We start from the raw sequence: 16,920 nt of genomic DNA, 5'->3' as shown, positions 1-16,920 counted from the left end.
TGTAAATAAAAACGCCACTTAGTGTGGCGTTTAAATCAATTGGTATAAATTATTTTTTCACTTGAGGTAACTTGACTCGCAGTAAACGTACAGCGTTCGCAGTGACGAGTGCTGTTGCACCTGAATCAGCAAGTACGGCGACCCAAAGCCCGGTAATTCCCAATAAACTGGTCACCAGAAATATTGCTTTTAGCCCCAAGGCAATCGCTATATTTTCACGAATAATTTTCCGAGTCGCACGAGATAATGCAATAATCTCTGCAAGTCCAGTCAAACGGTTATGGGTTAATGCAGCATCGGCGGTCTCTAATGCCACATCAGTACCACTACCCATGGCAACACCGATACTAGACGCTTTCATTGCAGGGGCATCGTTAATACCATCACCGACCATCATTGTGCTGTGGTTACGATTAAGGGCCATAACTGCCGTCACTTTATCTTCTGGTAATAACCCTGCGCGGTATTCCATGCCTAATTGGCCCGCGATAGCGCTTGCAGCACGAGGGTTATCGCCTGTTAGCATTACAGCATTCACATTGAGCGCTTTCAGCATGCTCATCGTATCTACTGCATCGCTGCGCAATGTATCTTGCAGTGCGGTTAAACCAATTACGCGGTCATTTTCGAGTGTGACAACAACCGTTTTTCCTTCAGCTTCTAATGTTTCGACCTTATTTTGCCATTCACTATCGAGTGGAATATCAAGGCGGTTTGGCGCACTCACTAGTATACGCTTACCATCAAGTACACCCTCCACTCCTTTTCCAGCCAATGCTTTACGAACTTGTGCTTCAACAATGCCTAACGATAACGCCTCTGCTTTATTCACCACCGCTTTTGCCAGAGGATGATGTGAACCCACTTCAACGGAGGCGGTAATTTGGACTAATTCAATTTCGGTCATGCCTTCTACAGGAATAAGGTCAGTGACATGAGGTTTACCTTCCGTGAGTGTGCCTGTTTTATCTAAAGCAATTGTCGTGATAGTGCCCAGTTGTTCAAGTGCCGCACCGCCTTTAATTAATGCACCTCGGCGTGTTGCTGTTGCCAGTGCAGACGTTATCGCCGCAGGGGTTGAAATCACTAATGCACAAGGACAACCGATTAATAACAGTGTTAAACCTCGGTAAATCCAAGTCTCCCATGGTGCACTGAAGAATATTGGTGGAATAATAATCACTAGTGCTGAAATAAGCATAATGATTGGGGTATAAACTCGACTAAAGCTGTCAATAAAGCGTTCTATCGGCGCACGGCGTTCTTCAGCTTCCTCAATTAGCTGTAAAATGCGGTCAATCGCATTTTGACCTTGCTCTGATACCACCTGCATTTGAACGGCTCTATCAATAGATAAGCAGCCTGCAGCCACCTTTTCACCGACATTACGCTCTACAGGAACGGACTCACCTGTTAACGCACTTTCATCAAAGCTGGCAAAACCTGACACTAACACCGCATCGGTAGGTAAACGCCCACCCGGTGCAATCTCAATAATGTCTCCTGGTCGTAATTGCGCAACAGGAATCGTTGTTTTTTGCCCATCTTTGATTAAAACGGCGTCTTCTGGTACCAGTGCCATTAAGGCGCTAACCCCTCGTCGGGCCCTTCCGGCAGAATAGGATTCCAACATTTCGCCTAACATAAACAGTAAGATAACCATTGCGGCTTCTTCTGTTGCTTGAATAAAGATTGCGCCTATTGCGGCAACGGACATCAAAGTTTCGATAGCAAAAGGGGAACCCGTTCTCATTAAGCGCAATGATTTACGTGCGATCGGGTATAACCCAAATAGAGTGGTTAAAATAAAGGCGATATTACCCAACTGTGGATTGATAAACTCAATTCCCCAACTAATCGCCATTAAAATCGCTAATATAATAACGGGCTTAGCTTCATTGAGTAAGCTTTGTGGTGGCGCGATAGTTGCCGCACTGTTGCCACCGACTTCAAGTAATTCATAACCCGCAGTTTCAACGGTAGAACGCACCGCTACACTAATATCGGTGTTAGCATCAACCACCAGTTTTTCCGTAGCAAATAACACTTTGGCTTGTTTTACTTCACTTATTTGCCTAACTGCAGTTTCAATTTTGTTTGCACAGCTTGGGCAATCCATACCACGGATGATCCAGCTAAAGCGCTGGCCTGCCGCTTGGGTAGGCTCAACTTCATTGCTGATATCCGCAGTTAACCCGCAGCTATTGCCATGTTTGTGATCATGACCAGAATGGTCATTGGCGGCGTGATCATGAGTTGAATGACATTCACCACTGTGCCGGTGAGTGCCTTCATCGTCGTCAGGATGTTTCTTCACACTGCCATGTTCATGAGTATGTGAGTCATCACTAACTTTTTGGCTATTGCCCGCTACAGTAGATGAACAGCAACTGTTGCTAGAGCAGCAGCTACTTGTGTGATTATGTGTTTCTTTATGGGAATGTGAGTGCATAAGCGCCCCCTTATCAAACAATGTGTTCTATCATTGCGGATAAGTTTACACTCTGGAGTCTACTCCAGAGTCAAACAAAAATAGGGCGGCCAATTGATAAAATTCTCAAATAGCACTTTTTATCAATTGGCATGGTATGACTAAAAGGTGTGATTATAAGTAAATCGCTCGCACAATGAAAAACTGTCCAAGGAAGTATAGTGCTGCAACAACGGCTTTTGAGGCTTTAAAGGGAATACGGAATCGAGCAATTAGCCAAATACAGTTAGAAAGAAATAGCAGTGATGCGCCAATCATGATTGAGAAGTTGTATTCACGACCGAGACCAAAATATTGGTCACCAGCAACCCATGCCATAATCATGCACATTATTAATGATGCAAAAACAATAGCTTGTAGGCCTTCAAGCTTGCCCCAAATGAAAACTAAAGTAACGGCAGCGACAATCAGAGGTGCGGCAAGCCAAGGTAGATAGAGCCCGAAATTAAATTGCATTCCGAAGCTGATGGTATAAATCAAATAACTCAAGAACATCAACGCGACGGAAGCTAGTAAGTGCTCACTTGAAAGCATGCGAGAAAGATCTGCAACGAGAGAAACTAGCAGCCCCGCAAGAATAAGATAATTTTGCAGGTTAAGGTCGTCGGAGCTCCAACCCCAAAGTAATAAAAGTAGCAGTGTGATTGGGCGAAATAACCAACGTTGCCACCCGGGTCCTCGATAGGCGGCATCGACATATAACCAACCGGAAAAGAGTACAGCGAGGAATGGCCAACTAATCATATACACATCCTTATATGTTCAATGAATGACACGGCAGGGATCCGGTAACTTAGAAACGTGTCCTGTTTAGTTAAATAAGATAAACTATCATGACGGACTTTTTAAGCAAAATGCACACATTATGAATAAGCCAATATTACTGATTATCGTTTTAGCGATTATTGCGGTGCTCGCCACTAAGCGTTTTTTTGACCAACGCAAGCAAAATGAACTTAATGATAACGCTTTGCCTGTAAGCTACTTAGTAAAGGTTGATAGCAAAAAAGACTACCCTTATCCTAACATGCGTTCTCGAGAGCGGGATGTTGTTTCACCTGAAACTTTTCGCTATGAGATTCACTTTAAAACGCTATCAAGCGGCGAAATTATTAAAACTATTGTAACGGAAGAACAGTATCAAGGCGTTGAGCTTGGCCATGAAGGCAAGCTCATTATGCAAGGTACTCGGTTTATTCGTTTTGAGCCAGCGTAGAATAAGTTATTCACCTGATTGTTTTTTCTTTGCTTCTTCTAAATCGGCTTTATTTTTTTTCTGCATGGCTAGCATTTCGAATACGCCAAAAAAGAAAATGCGTAATTGAACTAAACCAGAGATTTTCTCTCCTTTTGGCAGCGTTGCTTTTAGGAAAATAGTTTGTAGTGCGTGCATGAAAATCATAAAAACCATTGCAATATCCATAAAATATTTCAATGGTTTAGGGAATGGGTGGACGAGATTAAAGACCATAAAGCCCCAAACGCAAATCATGAGCAGGCGTCCAATATTGATAAACATGTTTTTGTCCCTAAAGTGAAGTTCGAATAAAAAGGCGATATGCGACTTGCCCTGCTATTTTTTCGCGATGAAGTTGCCAATTAGCTGGGATGTCAGTAAGTGGTGACTCCGCTTCTGACTCAACGTATATCCAGCTTTCTTCAGCTAACCATTGGTTTTTTTCTAACAATTGAATGGTTTCATTGAGCAGCCCTTTGCGAAATGGTGGGTCAATGAAAACGACGTCAAAAGGTATACCTGCTTGGCTTAAAAAATTTAGGCTATTGTGATTCACTACGGTTGCGTTATCGGCTTGTAAGCGAGCTTTATTTTCAGCCAGTAATTGTGCGTTTTGTTTATCGAGCTCAATAAAGGTGACCGTTTCTGCAAAACGAGAAAGTGCTTCAAAGCCCAGAGAACCACTGCCTGCGAAGCAATCTAAGCAACGCGCATCCCGAATAATTGGCATCAACCAGTTAAATAATGTTTCTTTAATTCTGTCTGTGGTTGGGCGCAAGCCCTCACTATCACGAACTGGCAGCTTTCTTCCGCGCCATTTCCCACCGATAATACGAATTTGCCCTAAAGAGGGAGATTGTGGTTTTTTTGCCATAATGTTTATTGTTGCTTAACGGGTTTATGTACTTAAATTTGATTGTTACTATTGTATACCTGTCAGGCGATAAGTTGCAGTGTTGTTATCTCTGATTGGCTGTATTTCAATTATAGTGCTTCATTTTCACAGTTTTAACACGAAAATTCAGATTAAATTGGCAGGATTTTTCTTTCAGATATGTGTTGCTGAGCGATGAAATGGTAGACTGCATATAATTTTATTGCGATTTGATTATCGAGTGCCATATTTTTACCGCGAGGAGTGTAGTGGCAAATGGCTAAAGACAAGAAAAAAGGTTTTTTCTCATGGTTGGGGTTTGGGCGTAAAAATGAAGAAGAAACCCAGCAACAAGAAGCTCAACAGAATGATAATGATATAATCAAGGACGTTGAAAAACAATCAACCCATGAAGCTGCGGTAGATGCCGCAACAGCCGAAGTAGAACGCCAACATCAAGCAGAGCAAGCCGCGATTAAAGCCGCTGAAGACGAAGCTGAACGTCAGTATGAAGCACAGCAAGCTGAGATTGAGGCAGCAACAGAGCAAGCAGAACGTGAGCGAGAAGCGAAACTAGCAGAACTCCAAGCCGCCCAAGAGCAAGCAGAACAAGCGCGTCAGGAAGCCCAAGAGAAAAAACTAGCGGAAGAAAAAGCTGAGCGTGAGCGTCAAGAAGCTGAAGCAATGCGTATTGCTGAAGAAGAAATGGAACGTCAGCGTCAGCTTGAGCTAGCTGCGATTCAAGCGGCAGAGGAGGCCGAAGAGCAACGCCGTCAGGCGGAGTTAGCTGTCATTCAAGCAGCCGAAGAACACGCGGAACGTGAGCGCCAAGCAGCAGAAGTCGCACGTTTAGCCGAAGAACAAGCGGAACGTGAACGCCAAGCAGCAGAAGCGGCACGTTTAGCCGAAGAACAAGCAGAACGCGAACGCCAAGCAGCAGAAGCGGCACGCTTAGCCGAAGAACAGGCTGAACGCGAGCGCCAAGCAGCAGAAGCGGCACGCTTAGCCGAAGAACAGGCTGAACGCGAGCGCCAAGCAGCAGAAGCGGCACGTTTAGCGGAAGAACAAGCCGAACGCGAGCGCCAAGCAGCAGAAGCAGCACGTTTAGCGGAAGAACAAGCCGAACGCGAACGTCAAGCAGCCGAAGAAGCCCGTTTAGCCGAAGAACAAGCGGAACGTGAGCACCAAGCAGCAGAAGAAGCGAGAATTGCAGAGGAAGAAGCTGAAGCTGAGCGCTTACGTTTAGAAGAAGAAAAAAATAATTCACCAACAGAGCAAGAAAAACCTAAAAAAGAAGGTTTCTTTGCTAGGCTAAAGAAAGGGTTATTAAAAACTCGCCAGAATTTAGGTTCAGGTTTTTTTGGGCTGTTTTCAGGTAAAAAAATTGATGATGACTTATTTGAAGAGCTAGAAGAACAGCTATTGATTGCCGATGTCGGGGTTGATACCACTCGTAAAATCATTGATAACTTAACGGCACATGCAAGCCGTAAAGAACTCAAGGATGCAGAAGCGTTATATGGCAAATTGCGTGAGGAAATGTCTGATATTTTAGCGAAAGTGGATAAACCACTCGTGATTGAAGATAAAAAACCCTATGTTATTCTTATGGTTGGTGTTAATGGGGTCGGGAAAACGACTACAATTGGTAAATTAGCACGTCAATATCAGTCGGAAGGAAAAAGCGTCATGTTAGCCGCGGGGGACACTTTCCGTGCAGCAGCCGTTGAGCAACTTCAAGTATGGGGTGAGCGTAATAAGATCCCTGTGGTAGCCCAACATACTGGTGCAGACCCTGCATCTGTTATTTTTGATGCAATTCAATCAGCACAAGCGAAAGGGGTTGATGTTTTAATTGCAGATACCGCTGGACGTTTACAAAATAAATCGCACTTGATGGAAGAGTTGAAAAAAATTGTTCGGGTAATGAAAAAACTCGATGAAAATGCTCCCCATGAAATTATGTTAACGCTAGATGCAAGTACTGGACAAAATGCGGTAAGTCAGGCAAAACTTTTTGATGATGCGGTCGGTCTAACAGGTATCACATTGACTAAACTCGATGGCACAGCAAAAGGTGGCGTAATTTTCTCTATTGCCGACCAATTTGGTATTCCAATTCGTTATATTGGTATTGGTGAGGGTATTGAAGATTTACGTCCATTTAAAGCAGATGACTTTATCGAGGCTCTATTTGCCCGAGAGGAATAATTTTCGATGATTCGCTTTGAACACGTTAGTAAAGCTTATCGCGGTGGCCGCCAAGCACTCCAAGGGGTTGATTTTCATCTTCAACCTGGAGAAATGGCATTTCTAACAGGCCATTCAGGCGCAGGTAAAAGTACATTACTTAAACTGATTTGTGGTATTGAACGCCCAAGTGCGGGTCATATTTTATTCAATGGTCATGATATCAGCCGCTTGAAAAATCGAGAGATCCCGTTTCTGCGTCGGCAGATCGGGATGATTTTTCAGGATCACCACCTGCTTTTTGATCGAACGGTATATGACAATGTCGCAATGCCGCTAATCATTTCTGGTGCCAGTACCGAAGATATTCGTCGCCGAGTTTCTGCGGCATTAGATAAAGTCGGGTTATTGGACAAAGCTAAAAACTTTCCAATTCAGTTATCTGGTGGGGAGCAACAGCGTGTCGGTATTGCCCGAGCGGTAGTGAATAAGCCAACGATGTTATTAGCGGATGAACCAACAGGTAACCTTGATGGTGAATTGTCAGAAGGGATAATGCGTTTATTCGAAGAGTTCAACCGTGTAGGGGTGACCGTTTTAATGGCAACCCATGATATTGCATTGATTGAGCGCCGTAACTACCGTGTTCTTACATTAAGTGAAGGCCGTATGCTTGGAGGTCAACATGGCTAAGAATGTCCGAAAAAGTAAGCCGGAACGAGCCAAGCAATCGAAAAGTAAAGCATTAAAAGGCGGTTGGAAAGAGCAGTGGCGTTATTCGTGGTTGAATGCGCTCGCTGATATGCTTAGACAGCCTTTAGCCACCTTTTTGACTATCATGGTTATTGCCATTTCACTCACGTTACCGAGTCTTTGCTATATTGTGTGGAAAAATGTTTCGCAAGCTGCGGAGCAATGGTACCCAACACCACAACTCACTGTTTATTTGGATAAATCTCTTGATGAACAAGGTGGGCAAAATGTGGTAACGCAGTTGCAAGCGCTTGATGGGGTTGACCATGTGAATTATCTTTCACGTGACCAAGCCATGAGTGAGTTTCGCAGTTGGTCTGGTTTTAGTACTGCGCTCGACATGCTAGAGGAGAACCCACTGCCTGCGGTAGCTATAATTACGCCTAAAATTGATTTTGAAGGTTCTGATGTATTAACAACACTGCGTGATAGGGTTAGCCAAGTCGATGGCATTGAAGAAGTTCGCATGGATGATAGCTGGTTTGCACGGTTAGCCGCACTAACAGGTTTGGTGGGGAAAGTTGCTTCTGTCATTGGGATTTTAATGATTGTGTCACTGTTCCTTGTGATAGGAAATAGCGTACGGCTCAATATTTTTGCTCGCCGTGATACAATCAATGTGATGAAGTTAATTGGTGCTACCGATGGGTTTATCATGAGGCCATTTTTAAATGGTGGCCTTGTCTTGGGCGCATTAGGTGCCATTATTTCCTTGATTATGACCTTTCTACTTGTTTGGCAGTTAGCAGACGGTGTTGCAAAAGTAGCCAGTGTGTTTGGTACACAATTTCAGATTGAAGGGTTGTTATGGGAAGAGTCTTTATTGATTCTATTGTTATCGGCTATGGTTGGTTGGATAGCAGCATGGTTAGCAACACTTCAACATTTACGACACTTTACACCTGAGTAACGAGTTGTTTTCTCATCATTTTTATTAAAGAGTCATGATTTAATTATGTCATGACTCTTTGATTCCATTGCAAATTTGCGTTAAAAATGAACTTAGTCTGAATTGTTTTGTCCTACATTGACCTACTGTTAACAAATTTTGTATATAATTTATTTAACGCGGTTAAACTGGTAGACTAAAAGTGTTTGCCTCATGGTTAACCAATGCGGTTATCAATACAAACTAATCTGTTTTCTATTATTTTATTGAGGATCTGAATGACCAAAGACATGCAATCATTAGCTCTTGTTCCACAGGGGAGTATTGAAGCCTACGTTCGGGCGGCTAACTCTTACCCGATGCTTACCGCTGAGGAAGAAAAGGAACTTGCTGAACGGCTGCATTACCATGGTGATCTGGATGCTGCAAAGCAACTGATCTTATCGCATTTGCGCTTTGTTATTCATGTTGCTCGTAGTTATGCAGGGTATGGTTTACCGCAAGCTGATTTAATTCAGGAAGGTAATATCGGCCTGATGAAAGCGGTGCGTCGTTTCAATCCTGAAGTTGGCGTTCGCCTTGTTTCCTTTGCGGTTCACTGGATCAAAGCTGAAATTCATGAATACGTTTTACGTAACTGGCGTATTGTGAAAGTCGCGACGACAAAATCGCAGCGTAAGTTATTCTTTAATTTAAGAAAGAATAAAAAACGTCTTGGTTGGTTTAACCAGGACGAAGTCGATATGGTTGCCCAAGAGTTAGGGGTAAGTACTAAAGATGTGCGTGAAATGGAATCACGTATGGCTGCACAAGATATGGCATTTGATATGTCAGATGACGATGACAGCAGTGATTTTGGTGGTCCGGTAGCCCCAGTCTTATACTTACAAGACAAAGCATCAGACTTTGCTGGCTCAATTGAAGATGATAATTGGGAAAGCCATGCAACTGATCGCTTAGCAGATGCACTAGACTCTTTGGACGAGCGTAGTCAGGATATCATCCGAGCTCGTTGGTTAGACGATGACAACAAAACAACGTTGCAAGAACTTGCTGATAAATACGGCGTTTCTGCAGAACGCGTTCGTCAGCTTGAAAAGAACGCCATGAAGAAGTTACGTTTGGCGATGGAAGAAGACGAAGACAGCGAAATGTAATTTATTACTGGCTAATTCGTTGCTCACTAAAATTATCTGCATTTATTGCCTGTTAAGAGGTGGATAAATGCAGATAATCATTTCTACTTTTACATTTTTAATTGTTCAATTAATCACTGTATAACTCTAGCGGTAAGCCATCTGGATCTGTGAAAAATGTAAAACGCTTTTGCGTGTAGGGGTCAACCCGTATTGCTTCACAAGCCACACCTTGTTCAGTTAAATAAGCGACCCATTTATCTAAATCATCGACACCGAAGGCTAAATGACGTAGCCCTGTGGCTTCGGGGTAACTTAGTCTCGCTGGTGGATTAACAAAACTGAATAACTCAATTTGGTAATGCTCACCAAAAGCTAAGTCTGCTTTCCACGAATTATTTGCTGGACGGTAATGTTCTTCAAGTAAATTTAAGCCCAAAATACGGCAATAAAAATCCTTACTGACGTCAAAATTGGATGCGATAATAGCAACATGATGAATTTTATTTAACTTCATGCTGTTTTTCCCATATATCAGGTTGTGCGGTGGCATTGAAGCCATTTGCCGACAAGAAAAGCTGCATTGCTTCTTTTTCTTGCAGGGCAACCCCACTAATGTCAAATTTCCATAGTGTAATATCAGGGATTGTTTGGCAAATTTCTTCTAATAAATATGATCCTACACCTCGTCGGCGAGTGACCTCTCGCACACAAAAATCCCACAAAGTGGCAGTGCTATGATCCACAGTAATTTTTGCTGCGCCAAGAAGGCGGTCATTAAAGCGAGCTGCATAAAATTGCTCACCTGCTTTACACATTTTGGCTAGCTCAAAAGGGCTCTGGTCAGGCCAGATTTTATGTAAGTCCAGATATTGTTGCTCAGTAGGATTGACCAGCGGGATAATAGTGAGTCTCATGATATTTTGTTTGTTTCCCTGTAAGAGTTGCAGTCACTCATCCTGCCAGAGTGATCTACAACCGATTTTTTGATTTTAGAGAGAAAAATTTGGTGATACTGAATTTTCCGAATTTCACTCGGATTAATTTAAATTTAACCCGAATATAACACTAGTATTTACAAAAAACCTACTTTAACACATCAGTTTTTTATTCTGCTTCTAATGTAAAAACCTGCCATATCCATTTGCTATTTAGCATAATTATCTTGTTTAATGTTATGAAATATATAGCCTTATTCGCTGTATTTTGAAATATCAGGCATTGTACCTGTCAACCATAATAATCTACTATAAATCAAACACAAACACTCAGAACCATGAAGACGGGGACGATAAAATGAAGAATATGAATAAAGCATTATTAGCGGGCTGTATTGCGATGGCATTCAGTTCAGCAGGATGGGCAAAGGAAATTAAAATAGCGGTTGTTGGCGCGATGTCAGGGCCTGTGGCTCAATATGGTGATATGGAATTTACAGGTGCGCGCCAAGCGATTGCAGATATTAATGCTAAAGGTGGCATTAATGGAAACACATTAGTGGCAGTCGAATATGATGATGCTTGCGACCCAAAACAAGCGGTTGCGGTAGCAAACAAAGTCATTAACGATGGTATCCGCCATGTTATTGGGCATTTATGTTCCTCTTCAACACAGCCTGCATCCGATATTTATGAAGATGAAGGCGTCATTATGATCACCCCGGCAGCAACCAATGCGGATTTAACCACGCGTGGTTACCAGATGGTGTTGCGTACAACAGGTTTGGATTCAGACCAAGGACCAACAGCCGCTAAATTTATTATGGAAGATATCAAGCCAACCCGTATTGCTGTTGTTCACGACAAACAACAATATGGGGAAGGTTTAGCACGTTCTGTACGCGAAAGCCTCAATAAAGCCGGCGTTAAAGAAGTGATGTTTGAAGGGGTAACAGCGGGTGACAAAGACTTCTCTGCTTTAGTCGCAAAATTGAAAAAAGAGAATGTGGATTTTGTTTACTTTGGGGGATATTACCCAGAAATGGGGCAAATCTTACGCCAAGCTAAACAAGCTGGCTTGAATATTCGCTTTATGGGGCCTGAAGGCGTCGGTAACTCTTCATTATCGAATATTGCAGGTGATGCTTCGGAAGGCATGCTGGTAACTTTACCAAAACGCTATGACCAGGTCGCGACTAACCAACCGATTGTTGATGCCATCAAAGCGAAGAAAGAAGACCCAACAGGGCCATTTGTTTGGACAACTTATGCTGCTATCCAAGGTTTAACGACGGCAATGGAGCGTACTGGCAGCATCGAGCCTGAAGATTTAGTGAAAGACTTGAAAGCAAACCCGGTCGAAACGGTCATGGGAACATTAAGCTGGCAGCCAAACGGTGACCTGAAAGGGTTTGAGTTCGGTGTATTTGAGTGGCACAAAGATGGGACATCCACCTCTGTAAAATAGTACTCAGCAGTGTTCCAGCATAGTGAATAAGAACCGGAAGTGAGTAACTTGCTTCCGGCTTCTGCTCTCTATATAGGACAAGTAGTTCGAAAGGATAGTCTTATGTCAGATCAAATTCTCTATTTTATTCAGCAACTTCTGAATGGTTTAACCCTTGGCAGTACCTATGCATTGATAGCTATCGGCTATACGATGGTATATGGCATCATTGGGATGATTAACTTTGCCCACGGCGAAGTGTACATGATAGGTAGCTATGTCTCTTTTATTGTGATCGCAGGCTTAATGATGCTTGGGATCGATATCGGCTGGATCTTGGTTGCTGCGGCCTTCATTGCGGCAATCGTGGTCTCTAGCGCCTATGGTTGGAGTATTGAACGCGTTGCTTATCGGCCAGTTCGACATTCTAAGCGTTTGATTGCGTTGATCTCTGCGATCGGGATGTCTATTTTCCTACAAAACTACGTCAGCCTGTCACAAGGTTCGCGTGATTTAGCTCTACCCAGTTTGATCACAGGGCAATGGGTTCTAGGTGAAAGCGATGGTTTTGAAGCCACGGTGACTAAGATGCAATTGACCATCTGGGTGGTTACCGTGCTTGCGATGTTAGCTTTGACGCTATTTATTCGCTATTCAAAGATGGGAAGAGCCTGCCGAGCCTGTGCGGAAGATCTTAAAATGGCCAGCTTATTAGGTATTAATACCGATCGAGTTATTTCATTGACCTTCGTTATCGGTGCGGCAATGGCTGCTGTAGCTGGTGTACTGCTGGGGCAATTTTATGGTGTGATTAACCCATATATTGGCTTTATGGCAGGAATGAAAGCATTTACCGCGGCAGTTCTAGGGGGAATTGGGAGTATTCCGGGTGCTATGTTAGGCGGGTTAATCTTAGGCGTTGCAGAAGCAATGACCTCTGCATATTTAAGTACAGAATATAAAGATGTTGTATCATTTGGTTTATTGATAGGTGTGTTATTAATCATGCCAACCGGCATTCTGGGACGCCCGGAGGTCGAAAAAGTATGAGAAAAGAAAATTGGATTAATGCCGTTGTTGCTTCCTCGACTTTCTTCGTGCTGGCGCTGTTTATGATGGGCTTGCAACTTGCGCTCGATGGCACAAAACTGATCGTGACAGTTGGGGATTCTGTGCGTTGGAACTGGATCATTGCTGGCATTGTGGTGATCTTTGTTTATCAATTGGTTCGCCCAACGTTGAGTAAAGTTTGGCAAGGGGTTCCTAAGAAGGCGTGGGCTATTCCTGATTTTGATGGTTCGACAACCAAGCAAAAAATCCTTGCGGTTATAATTATTATTGCTGCCATTATTTGGCCATTTATTGTTTCTCGCGGAAGCGTGGATATTGCCACCCTAACATTAATTTATGTGATGCTAGGCTTAGGGCTAAATGTGGTTGTCGGGTTATCAGGATTACTGGTTCTTGGGTATGCCGGTTTTTATGCCATCGGAGCTTATACTTTTGGTTTATTAAATCATTATTATGGTTTTGGGTTCTGGGAAAGTTTACCGATTGCAGGTTTAACCGCTGCGTTAGCGGGCTTTTTACTAGGGTTCCCTGTGCTAAGGTTACGTGGTGACTATCTTGCCATAGTGACGCTTGGCTTTGGGGAGATTGTTCGTATTTTATTACTGAATAATACCGAAATCACGGGTGGGCCAAATGGGATCAGCCAATTACCGAAACCGACGTTTTTTGGCTTGGAATTTAGCCGTACCGCGAAAGAGGGTTGGGACACCTTCCATAACTTTTTCGGCTTAGATTACAGCCCAGGTGACCGAATTATCTTCCTGTATTTTGTCGCTTTACTATTAGTGGTTTTAACCTTATTTGTTATCAATCGGTTACTGCGTATGCCATTAGGTCGTGCGTGGGAAGCATTACGCGAAGATGAAATTGCCTGCCGCTCATTAGGGTTAAGTCCAACTCGAATAAAATTAACCGCATTTACTATCAGTGCAGCCTTTGCAGGGTTTGCAGGGACGTTATTTGCCGCACGGCAAGGTTTTATCAGTCCAGAGTCTTTTACCTTTGTGGAATCGGCATTTGTGTTAGCCATCGTCGTTTTAGGAGGAATGGGTTCACAAACCTCCGTTATTTTAGCCGCAATTATCTTAGTTGTATCACGGGAAATGATGCGTGACCTTAACCAATACAGCATGCTGCTATTAGGGGCGCTAATGGTGCTGATGATGATCTGGCGACCACAAGGCCTATTACCGATGAAACGCCGTCAAATGCAGGTGAAAAAAGTCCCAGAAGGGGAGGGCGTATGAGTCATATAACCACGCCTTTGTTACAAGTGAATGGCTTAACAATGCGTTTTGGTGGGTTACTTGCCGTCAATAATGTTGAGTTAACTATTAATCAAGGGGAAATCGTCTCACTGATTGGCCCAAATGGGGCGGGTAAAACCACCATTTTTAACTGTTTAACCGGTTTTTATAAGCCGACCAGTGGCACGATTTTATATCGAGAAAAACATCTTGAGGGACTGACCGGGCAGGCGATTGCACGCCTTGGTGTCATCCGAACATTTCAGCATGTGCGGTTGTTTAAAGAAATGACGGTGATTGAAAATTTACTTGTGGCGCAGCATCAACATTTAAAAAGTGGCATTTTTTCTGGGTTATTGAAAACCCCTGCATTTCGTCGAGCAGAGTCTGAAGCGCTTGATAATGCGGTAAAATGGCTTGAGCGTGTTGATTTACTCCCCTTTGCAAATCGCCAAGCGGGTAATTTAGCCTATGGTCAGCAGCGTCGGTTAGAAATTGCTCGCTGTATGGTCACTCGTCCTGAAATTTTAATGCTGGATGAACCTGCGGCAGGCCTTAACCCTAAAGAAACCAATGATTTGGATGACTTAATTGCTGAGTTGCGTACTCATCATAATGTTTCAATTCTATTAATTGAACATGATATGAAATTAGTCATGGGAATTTCAGATCGTATTTATGTCGTGAATCAAGGAACGCCATTGGCGAATGGCACACCGAGTGAGATTCGCCAACATCCAGATGTGATAAAAGCCTATTTGGGGGAAGCTTACTGATGCTAGAGTTTAAAAAAGTTTCTACCCATTATGGAAAAATTCAGGCACTGCATCAGATCAGCCTGAATATTCAAAAAGGCGAAATTGTTACGCTAATCGGAGCAAATGGCGCTGGGAAAACAACGTTGCTCAGTACCCTTTGTGGCGATCCGCGAGCATCGGAAGGCCAAGTCATTTACCGAGGCGTGGATATCACTCAATTGCCCACTTCGAAAATTATGCGTGAAGACATTGCTCTAGTACCAGAAGGGCGGCGTGTATTTTCTCGTATGACTGTGGAAGAAAACCTCGCAATGGGGGGCTTTTTTGCTGATCGCCAGCAGTACCAAGAACGTATTGAGCGGGTTTATAAGCTATTTCCAAGGCTGTATGAGCGCCGAAGTCAACGTTCAGGAACGATGTCAGGTGGTGAGCAACAAATGCTAGCGATAGGCCGTGCTTTAATGAGCCAGCCAGAGCTGTTGTTGCTTGATGAGCCATCCCTAGGCCTTGCCCCCATTATCATTATGCAAATTTTCGATACAATCCAACAGCTACGTGAAGAAGGAATGACGATTTTCCTTGTCGAACAAAACGCCAACCAAGCGTTGAAGCTCGCAGACCGTGGTTATGTGTTGGAAAATGGGCATATTGTGTTAGAAGACAGCGGTAAAGCACTTTTAGCCAATGAGGCGGTTAGAAGCGCGTATCTCGGCGGCTAAAATTTTCGTCATACTTCGTGTTATGGCGTTGTTGGTTTCATTAGGTTAGTTGGGGCAGATACTTATGTATGTTCCCCAATTTTCGTCATACTTCATGCTGTGGTGTTGTTGGCTTCATTCAGCTATTTGGGGCGCATACTTGTGTATGCTCCCCGAGATATCCTCATTTTGCCGCCTAGCCACAACGTGAATTATTTATTAAATCATTAAATTGCTATTGGCTATGCTATCGAGTGATAGATGTGGTGGGTTCGTTTCAATTTTTATTTTTAGTGTTAACTTGTCCTGTTTTTCAGCAATTAACTTATCCTGTTCATCAAATGTAAAATGAGTCGTCGTTTCTGCTATAACCTCTGAATTATTAACTTTTTTTCCAGTTTTTGTATTGATTAAATTAAAGTAACCTTCAGATTTTACCTGATAGCTATTATTATCTAAAATATTAATCATGATTGATGATTTGCCATGATCTTGAAATAAAAATTCGGATTGGGTTTTACTTATCATTTCCGAGGCTTTAATAGTGCCTTCTGCCAAATGGGCTTGATTTGCAATATTACAAATATGGCATATATGTGAAGGCGGTAATTTTCCTAGGTATTTATTAATATCAATTATGGATTGTAGTTTAGTTGGATTATTATCTTTATTTTTAACAAAAATATTCATTCTTGGTATATCAAGGCCAATTTGATTTAAGGATGAATGTTTTTTTGTTGGTTGACTAGAGGGAATTAAATTATTGTTTACTTTTGTTAATGTCTCACTGTGATCTTTAATTTTTGAATTAAAAAAAGAATTTATATCTTTTTTGATTTTTAATTCAACTCGTTGATTATCTGTTGTTAAATTATTTAGTGAGGTATCACACCCTTTTCTATGTATGAAATTTTCAGGTAAGAAATAATGAGTTTCAGCAAACTGAATAGCCTCTTCTTCGGTATTAATAACTTTAGGTATAGAATTAAATTTTGAAGCAGGAAGTGATAACTGAGTTTTATTTATTTTTGTGATATCAAGGTTTCTCTTGCTGTTAGGGATAAAATAATTTCTTACCCGATTAAAAAAATTAGCAATGTCGATGCTCATAAAATTCTCCAATTTTAAACAGGAGGAAAAATAACCTGTTTTTAGAAGAAATAATTGCAAGAAGCGTGAATAGCTAATGAA

17 protein-coding genes are annotated in these 16,920 nt (G+C 42.5%); 10 read left to right on the top strand and 7 right to left on the bottom strand.

Annotation, left to right across the window (positions count from 1 at the left end):
* Positions 1-49: 49 nt before the first annotated feature.
* Together PZ638_RS17295 and PZ638_RS17290 are read right to left on the bottom strand one after the other, a co-directional pair.
* The gene (locus PZ638_RS17295) at positions 50-2,452 is read right to left on the bottom strand and encodes a zinc/cadmium/mercury/lead-transporting ATPase (protein ID WP_144139714.1); all 2,403 of its coding nucleotides are present in this window, start codon (positions 2,450-2,452) and stop codon (positions 50-52) included.
* Positions 2,453-2,605: 153 nt separating this feature from the next.
* On the bottom strand, positions 2,606-3,235 hold the full coding sequence (locus tag PZ638_RS17290; RefSeq protein WP_004258589.1) for a lysoplasmalogenase: 630 nt from the start codon (positions 3,233-3,235) through the stop codon (positions 2,606-2,608).
* A gap of 121 nt (positions 3,236-3,356) precedes the next feature.
* On the opposite strand from PZ638_RS17290, the gene PZ638_RS17285 reads away from it, so the two are divergent.
* Positions 3,357-3,707 carry a DUF2500 family protein gene (locus PZ638_RS17285; protein ID WP_004258585.1) on the top strand — a complete coding sequence of 117 codons (351 nt, stop codon included), beginning with the start codon at positions 3,357-3,359 and terminating at the stop codon, positions 3,705-3,707.
* Between the two features lie 6 nt (positions 3,708-3,713).
* Here PZ638_RS17285 and PZ638_RS17280 read toward each other — a convergent pair whose 3' ends face one another.
* Entirely contained in the window at positions 3,714-4,010 is a 297-nt protein-coding gene (locus PZ638_RS17280) for a DUF1145 family protein (protein WP_004258582.1), read from the bottom strand.
* A gap of 10 nt (positions 4,011-4,020) precedes the next feature.
* Entirely contained in the window at positions 4,021-4,602 is a 582-nt protein-coding gene (rsmD, locus tag PZ638_RS17275) for a 16S rRNA (guanine(966)-N(2))-methyltransferase (protein WP_004258577.1), read from the bottom strand.
* Between the two features lie 276 nt (positions 4,603-4,878).
* On the opposite strand from rsmD, the gene ftsY reads away from it, so the two are divergent.
* The 4 genes from ftsY (at position 4,879) to rpoH (ending at position 9,591) form a co-directional block, all read left to right on the top strand.
* The gene (gene ftsY, locus PZ638_RS17270) at positions 4,879-6,813 is read left to right on the top strand and encodes a signal recognition particle-docking protein FtsY (protein ID WP_206277521.1); all 1,935 of its coding nucleotides are present in this window, start codon (positions 4,879-4,881) and stop codon (positions 6,811-6,813) included.
* Between the two features lie 6 nt (positions 6,814-6,819).
* Positions 6,820-7,485 carry a cell division ATP-binding protein FtsE gene (gene ftsE, locus PZ638_RS17265; RefSeq protein WP_004258545.1) on the top strand — a complete coding sequence of 222 codons (666 nt, stop codon included), beginning with the start codon at positions 6,820-6,822 and terminating at the stop codon, positions 7,483-7,485.
* Complete coding sequence (gene ftsX, locus PZ638_RS17260) at positions 7,478-8,455, top strand: permease-like cell division protein FtsX (RefSeq protein WP_004258540.1); 978 nt, start codon at positions 7,478-7,480, stop codon at positions 8,453-8,455. Before ftsE ends, ftsX begins: the two co-directional genes overlap by 8 nt.
* Before the next feature lie 257 nt (positions 8,456-8,712).
* A complete protein-coding gene (gene rpoH, locus PZ638_RS17255; RefSeq protein WP_004258535.1) occupies positions 8,713-9,591 on the top strand; it encodes an RNA polymerase sigma factor RpoH in 879 nt (292 codons plus the stop codon).
* A 109-nt stretch (positions 9,592-9,700) separates the two neighbouring features.
* Here rpoH and gloA2 read toward each other — a convergent pair whose 3' ends face one another.
* Together gloA2 and panM are read right to left on the bottom strand one after the other, a co-directional pair.
* Entirely contained in the window at positions 9,701-10,087 is a 387-nt protein-coding gene (gloA2, locus tag PZ638_RS17250; RefSeq protein ID WP_004258531.1) for an SMU1112c/YaeR family gloxylase I-like metalloprotein, read from the bottom strand.
* Positions 10,074-10,487, bottom strand: coding sequence for an aspartate 1-decarboxylase autocleavage activator PanM (gene panM, locus PZ638_RS17245; protein ID WP_004258529.1), 414 nt, complete (start codon positions 10,485-10,487; stop codon positions 10,074-10,076). Before panM ends, gloA2 begins: the two co-directional genes overlap by 14 nt.
* Before the next feature lie 379 nt (positions 10,488-10,866).
* Here panM and PZ638_RS17240 point away from each other — a divergent pair, with 379 nt between their 5' ends.
* The 5 genes from PZ638_RS17240 (at position 10,867) to livF (ending at position 15,750) form a co-directional block, all read left to right on the top strand.
* Positions 10,867-11,976, top strand: coding sequence for a branched-chain amino acid ABC transporter substrate-binding protein (locus PZ638_RS17240; protein ID WP_004908157.1), 1,110 nt, complete (start codon positions 10,867-10,869; stop codon positions 11,974-11,976).
* Between the two features lie 102 nt (positions 11,977-12,078).
* Positions 12,079-13,005, top strand: a complete 927-nt coding sequence (gene livH, locus PZ638_RS17235; protein ID WP_004258523.1) for a high-affinity branched-chain amino acid ABC transporter permease LivH — start codon at positions 12,079-12,081, stop codon at positions 13,003-13,005.
* Complete coding sequence (locus PZ638_RS17230) at positions 13,002-14,273, top strand: high-affinity branched-chain amino acid ABC transporter permease LivM (protein ID WP_094961471.1); 1,272 nt, start codon at positions 13,002-13,004, stop codon at positions 14,271-14,273. Before livH ends, PZ638_RS17230 begins: the two co-directional genes overlap by 4 nt.
* A complete protein-coding gene (gene livG / locus PZ638_RS17225; RefSeq protein ID WP_004258513.1) occupies positions 14,270-15,049 on the top strand; it encodes a high-affinity branched-chain amino acid ABC transporter ATP-binding protein LivG in 780 nt (259 codons plus the stop codon). The genes PZ638_RS17230 and livG overlap by 4 nt, the downstream gene beginning before the upstream one ends.
* Entirely contained in the window at positions 15,049-15,750 is a 702-nt protein-coding gene (gene livF, locus PZ638_RS17220) for a high-affinity branched-chain amino acid ABC transporter ATP-binding protein LivF (RefSeq protein ID WP_094961472.1), read from the top strand. The genes livG and livF overlap by 1 nt, the downstream gene beginning before the upstream one ends.
* A gap of 198 nt (positions 15,751-15,948) precedes the next feature.
* Here the strand turns inward: livF and PZ638_RS17215 are convergent, their stop codons facing one another.
* On the bottom strand, positions 15,949-16,839 hold the full coding sequence (locus PZ638_RS17215; RefSeq protein WP_112307612.1) for a hypothetical protein: 891 nt from the start codon (positions 16,837-16,839) through the stop codon (positions 15,949-15,951).
* Between the last annotated feature and the right edge of the window lie 81 nt (positions 16,840-16,920).

This window comes from Providencia hangzhouensis, assembly GCF_029193595.2.
GTDB lineage: Bacteria > Pseudomonadota > Gammaproteobacteria > Enterobacterales > Enterobacteriaceae > Providencia > Providencia hangzhouensis.
This window is presented reverse-complemented; position numbering and strand designations above follow the sequence as displayed.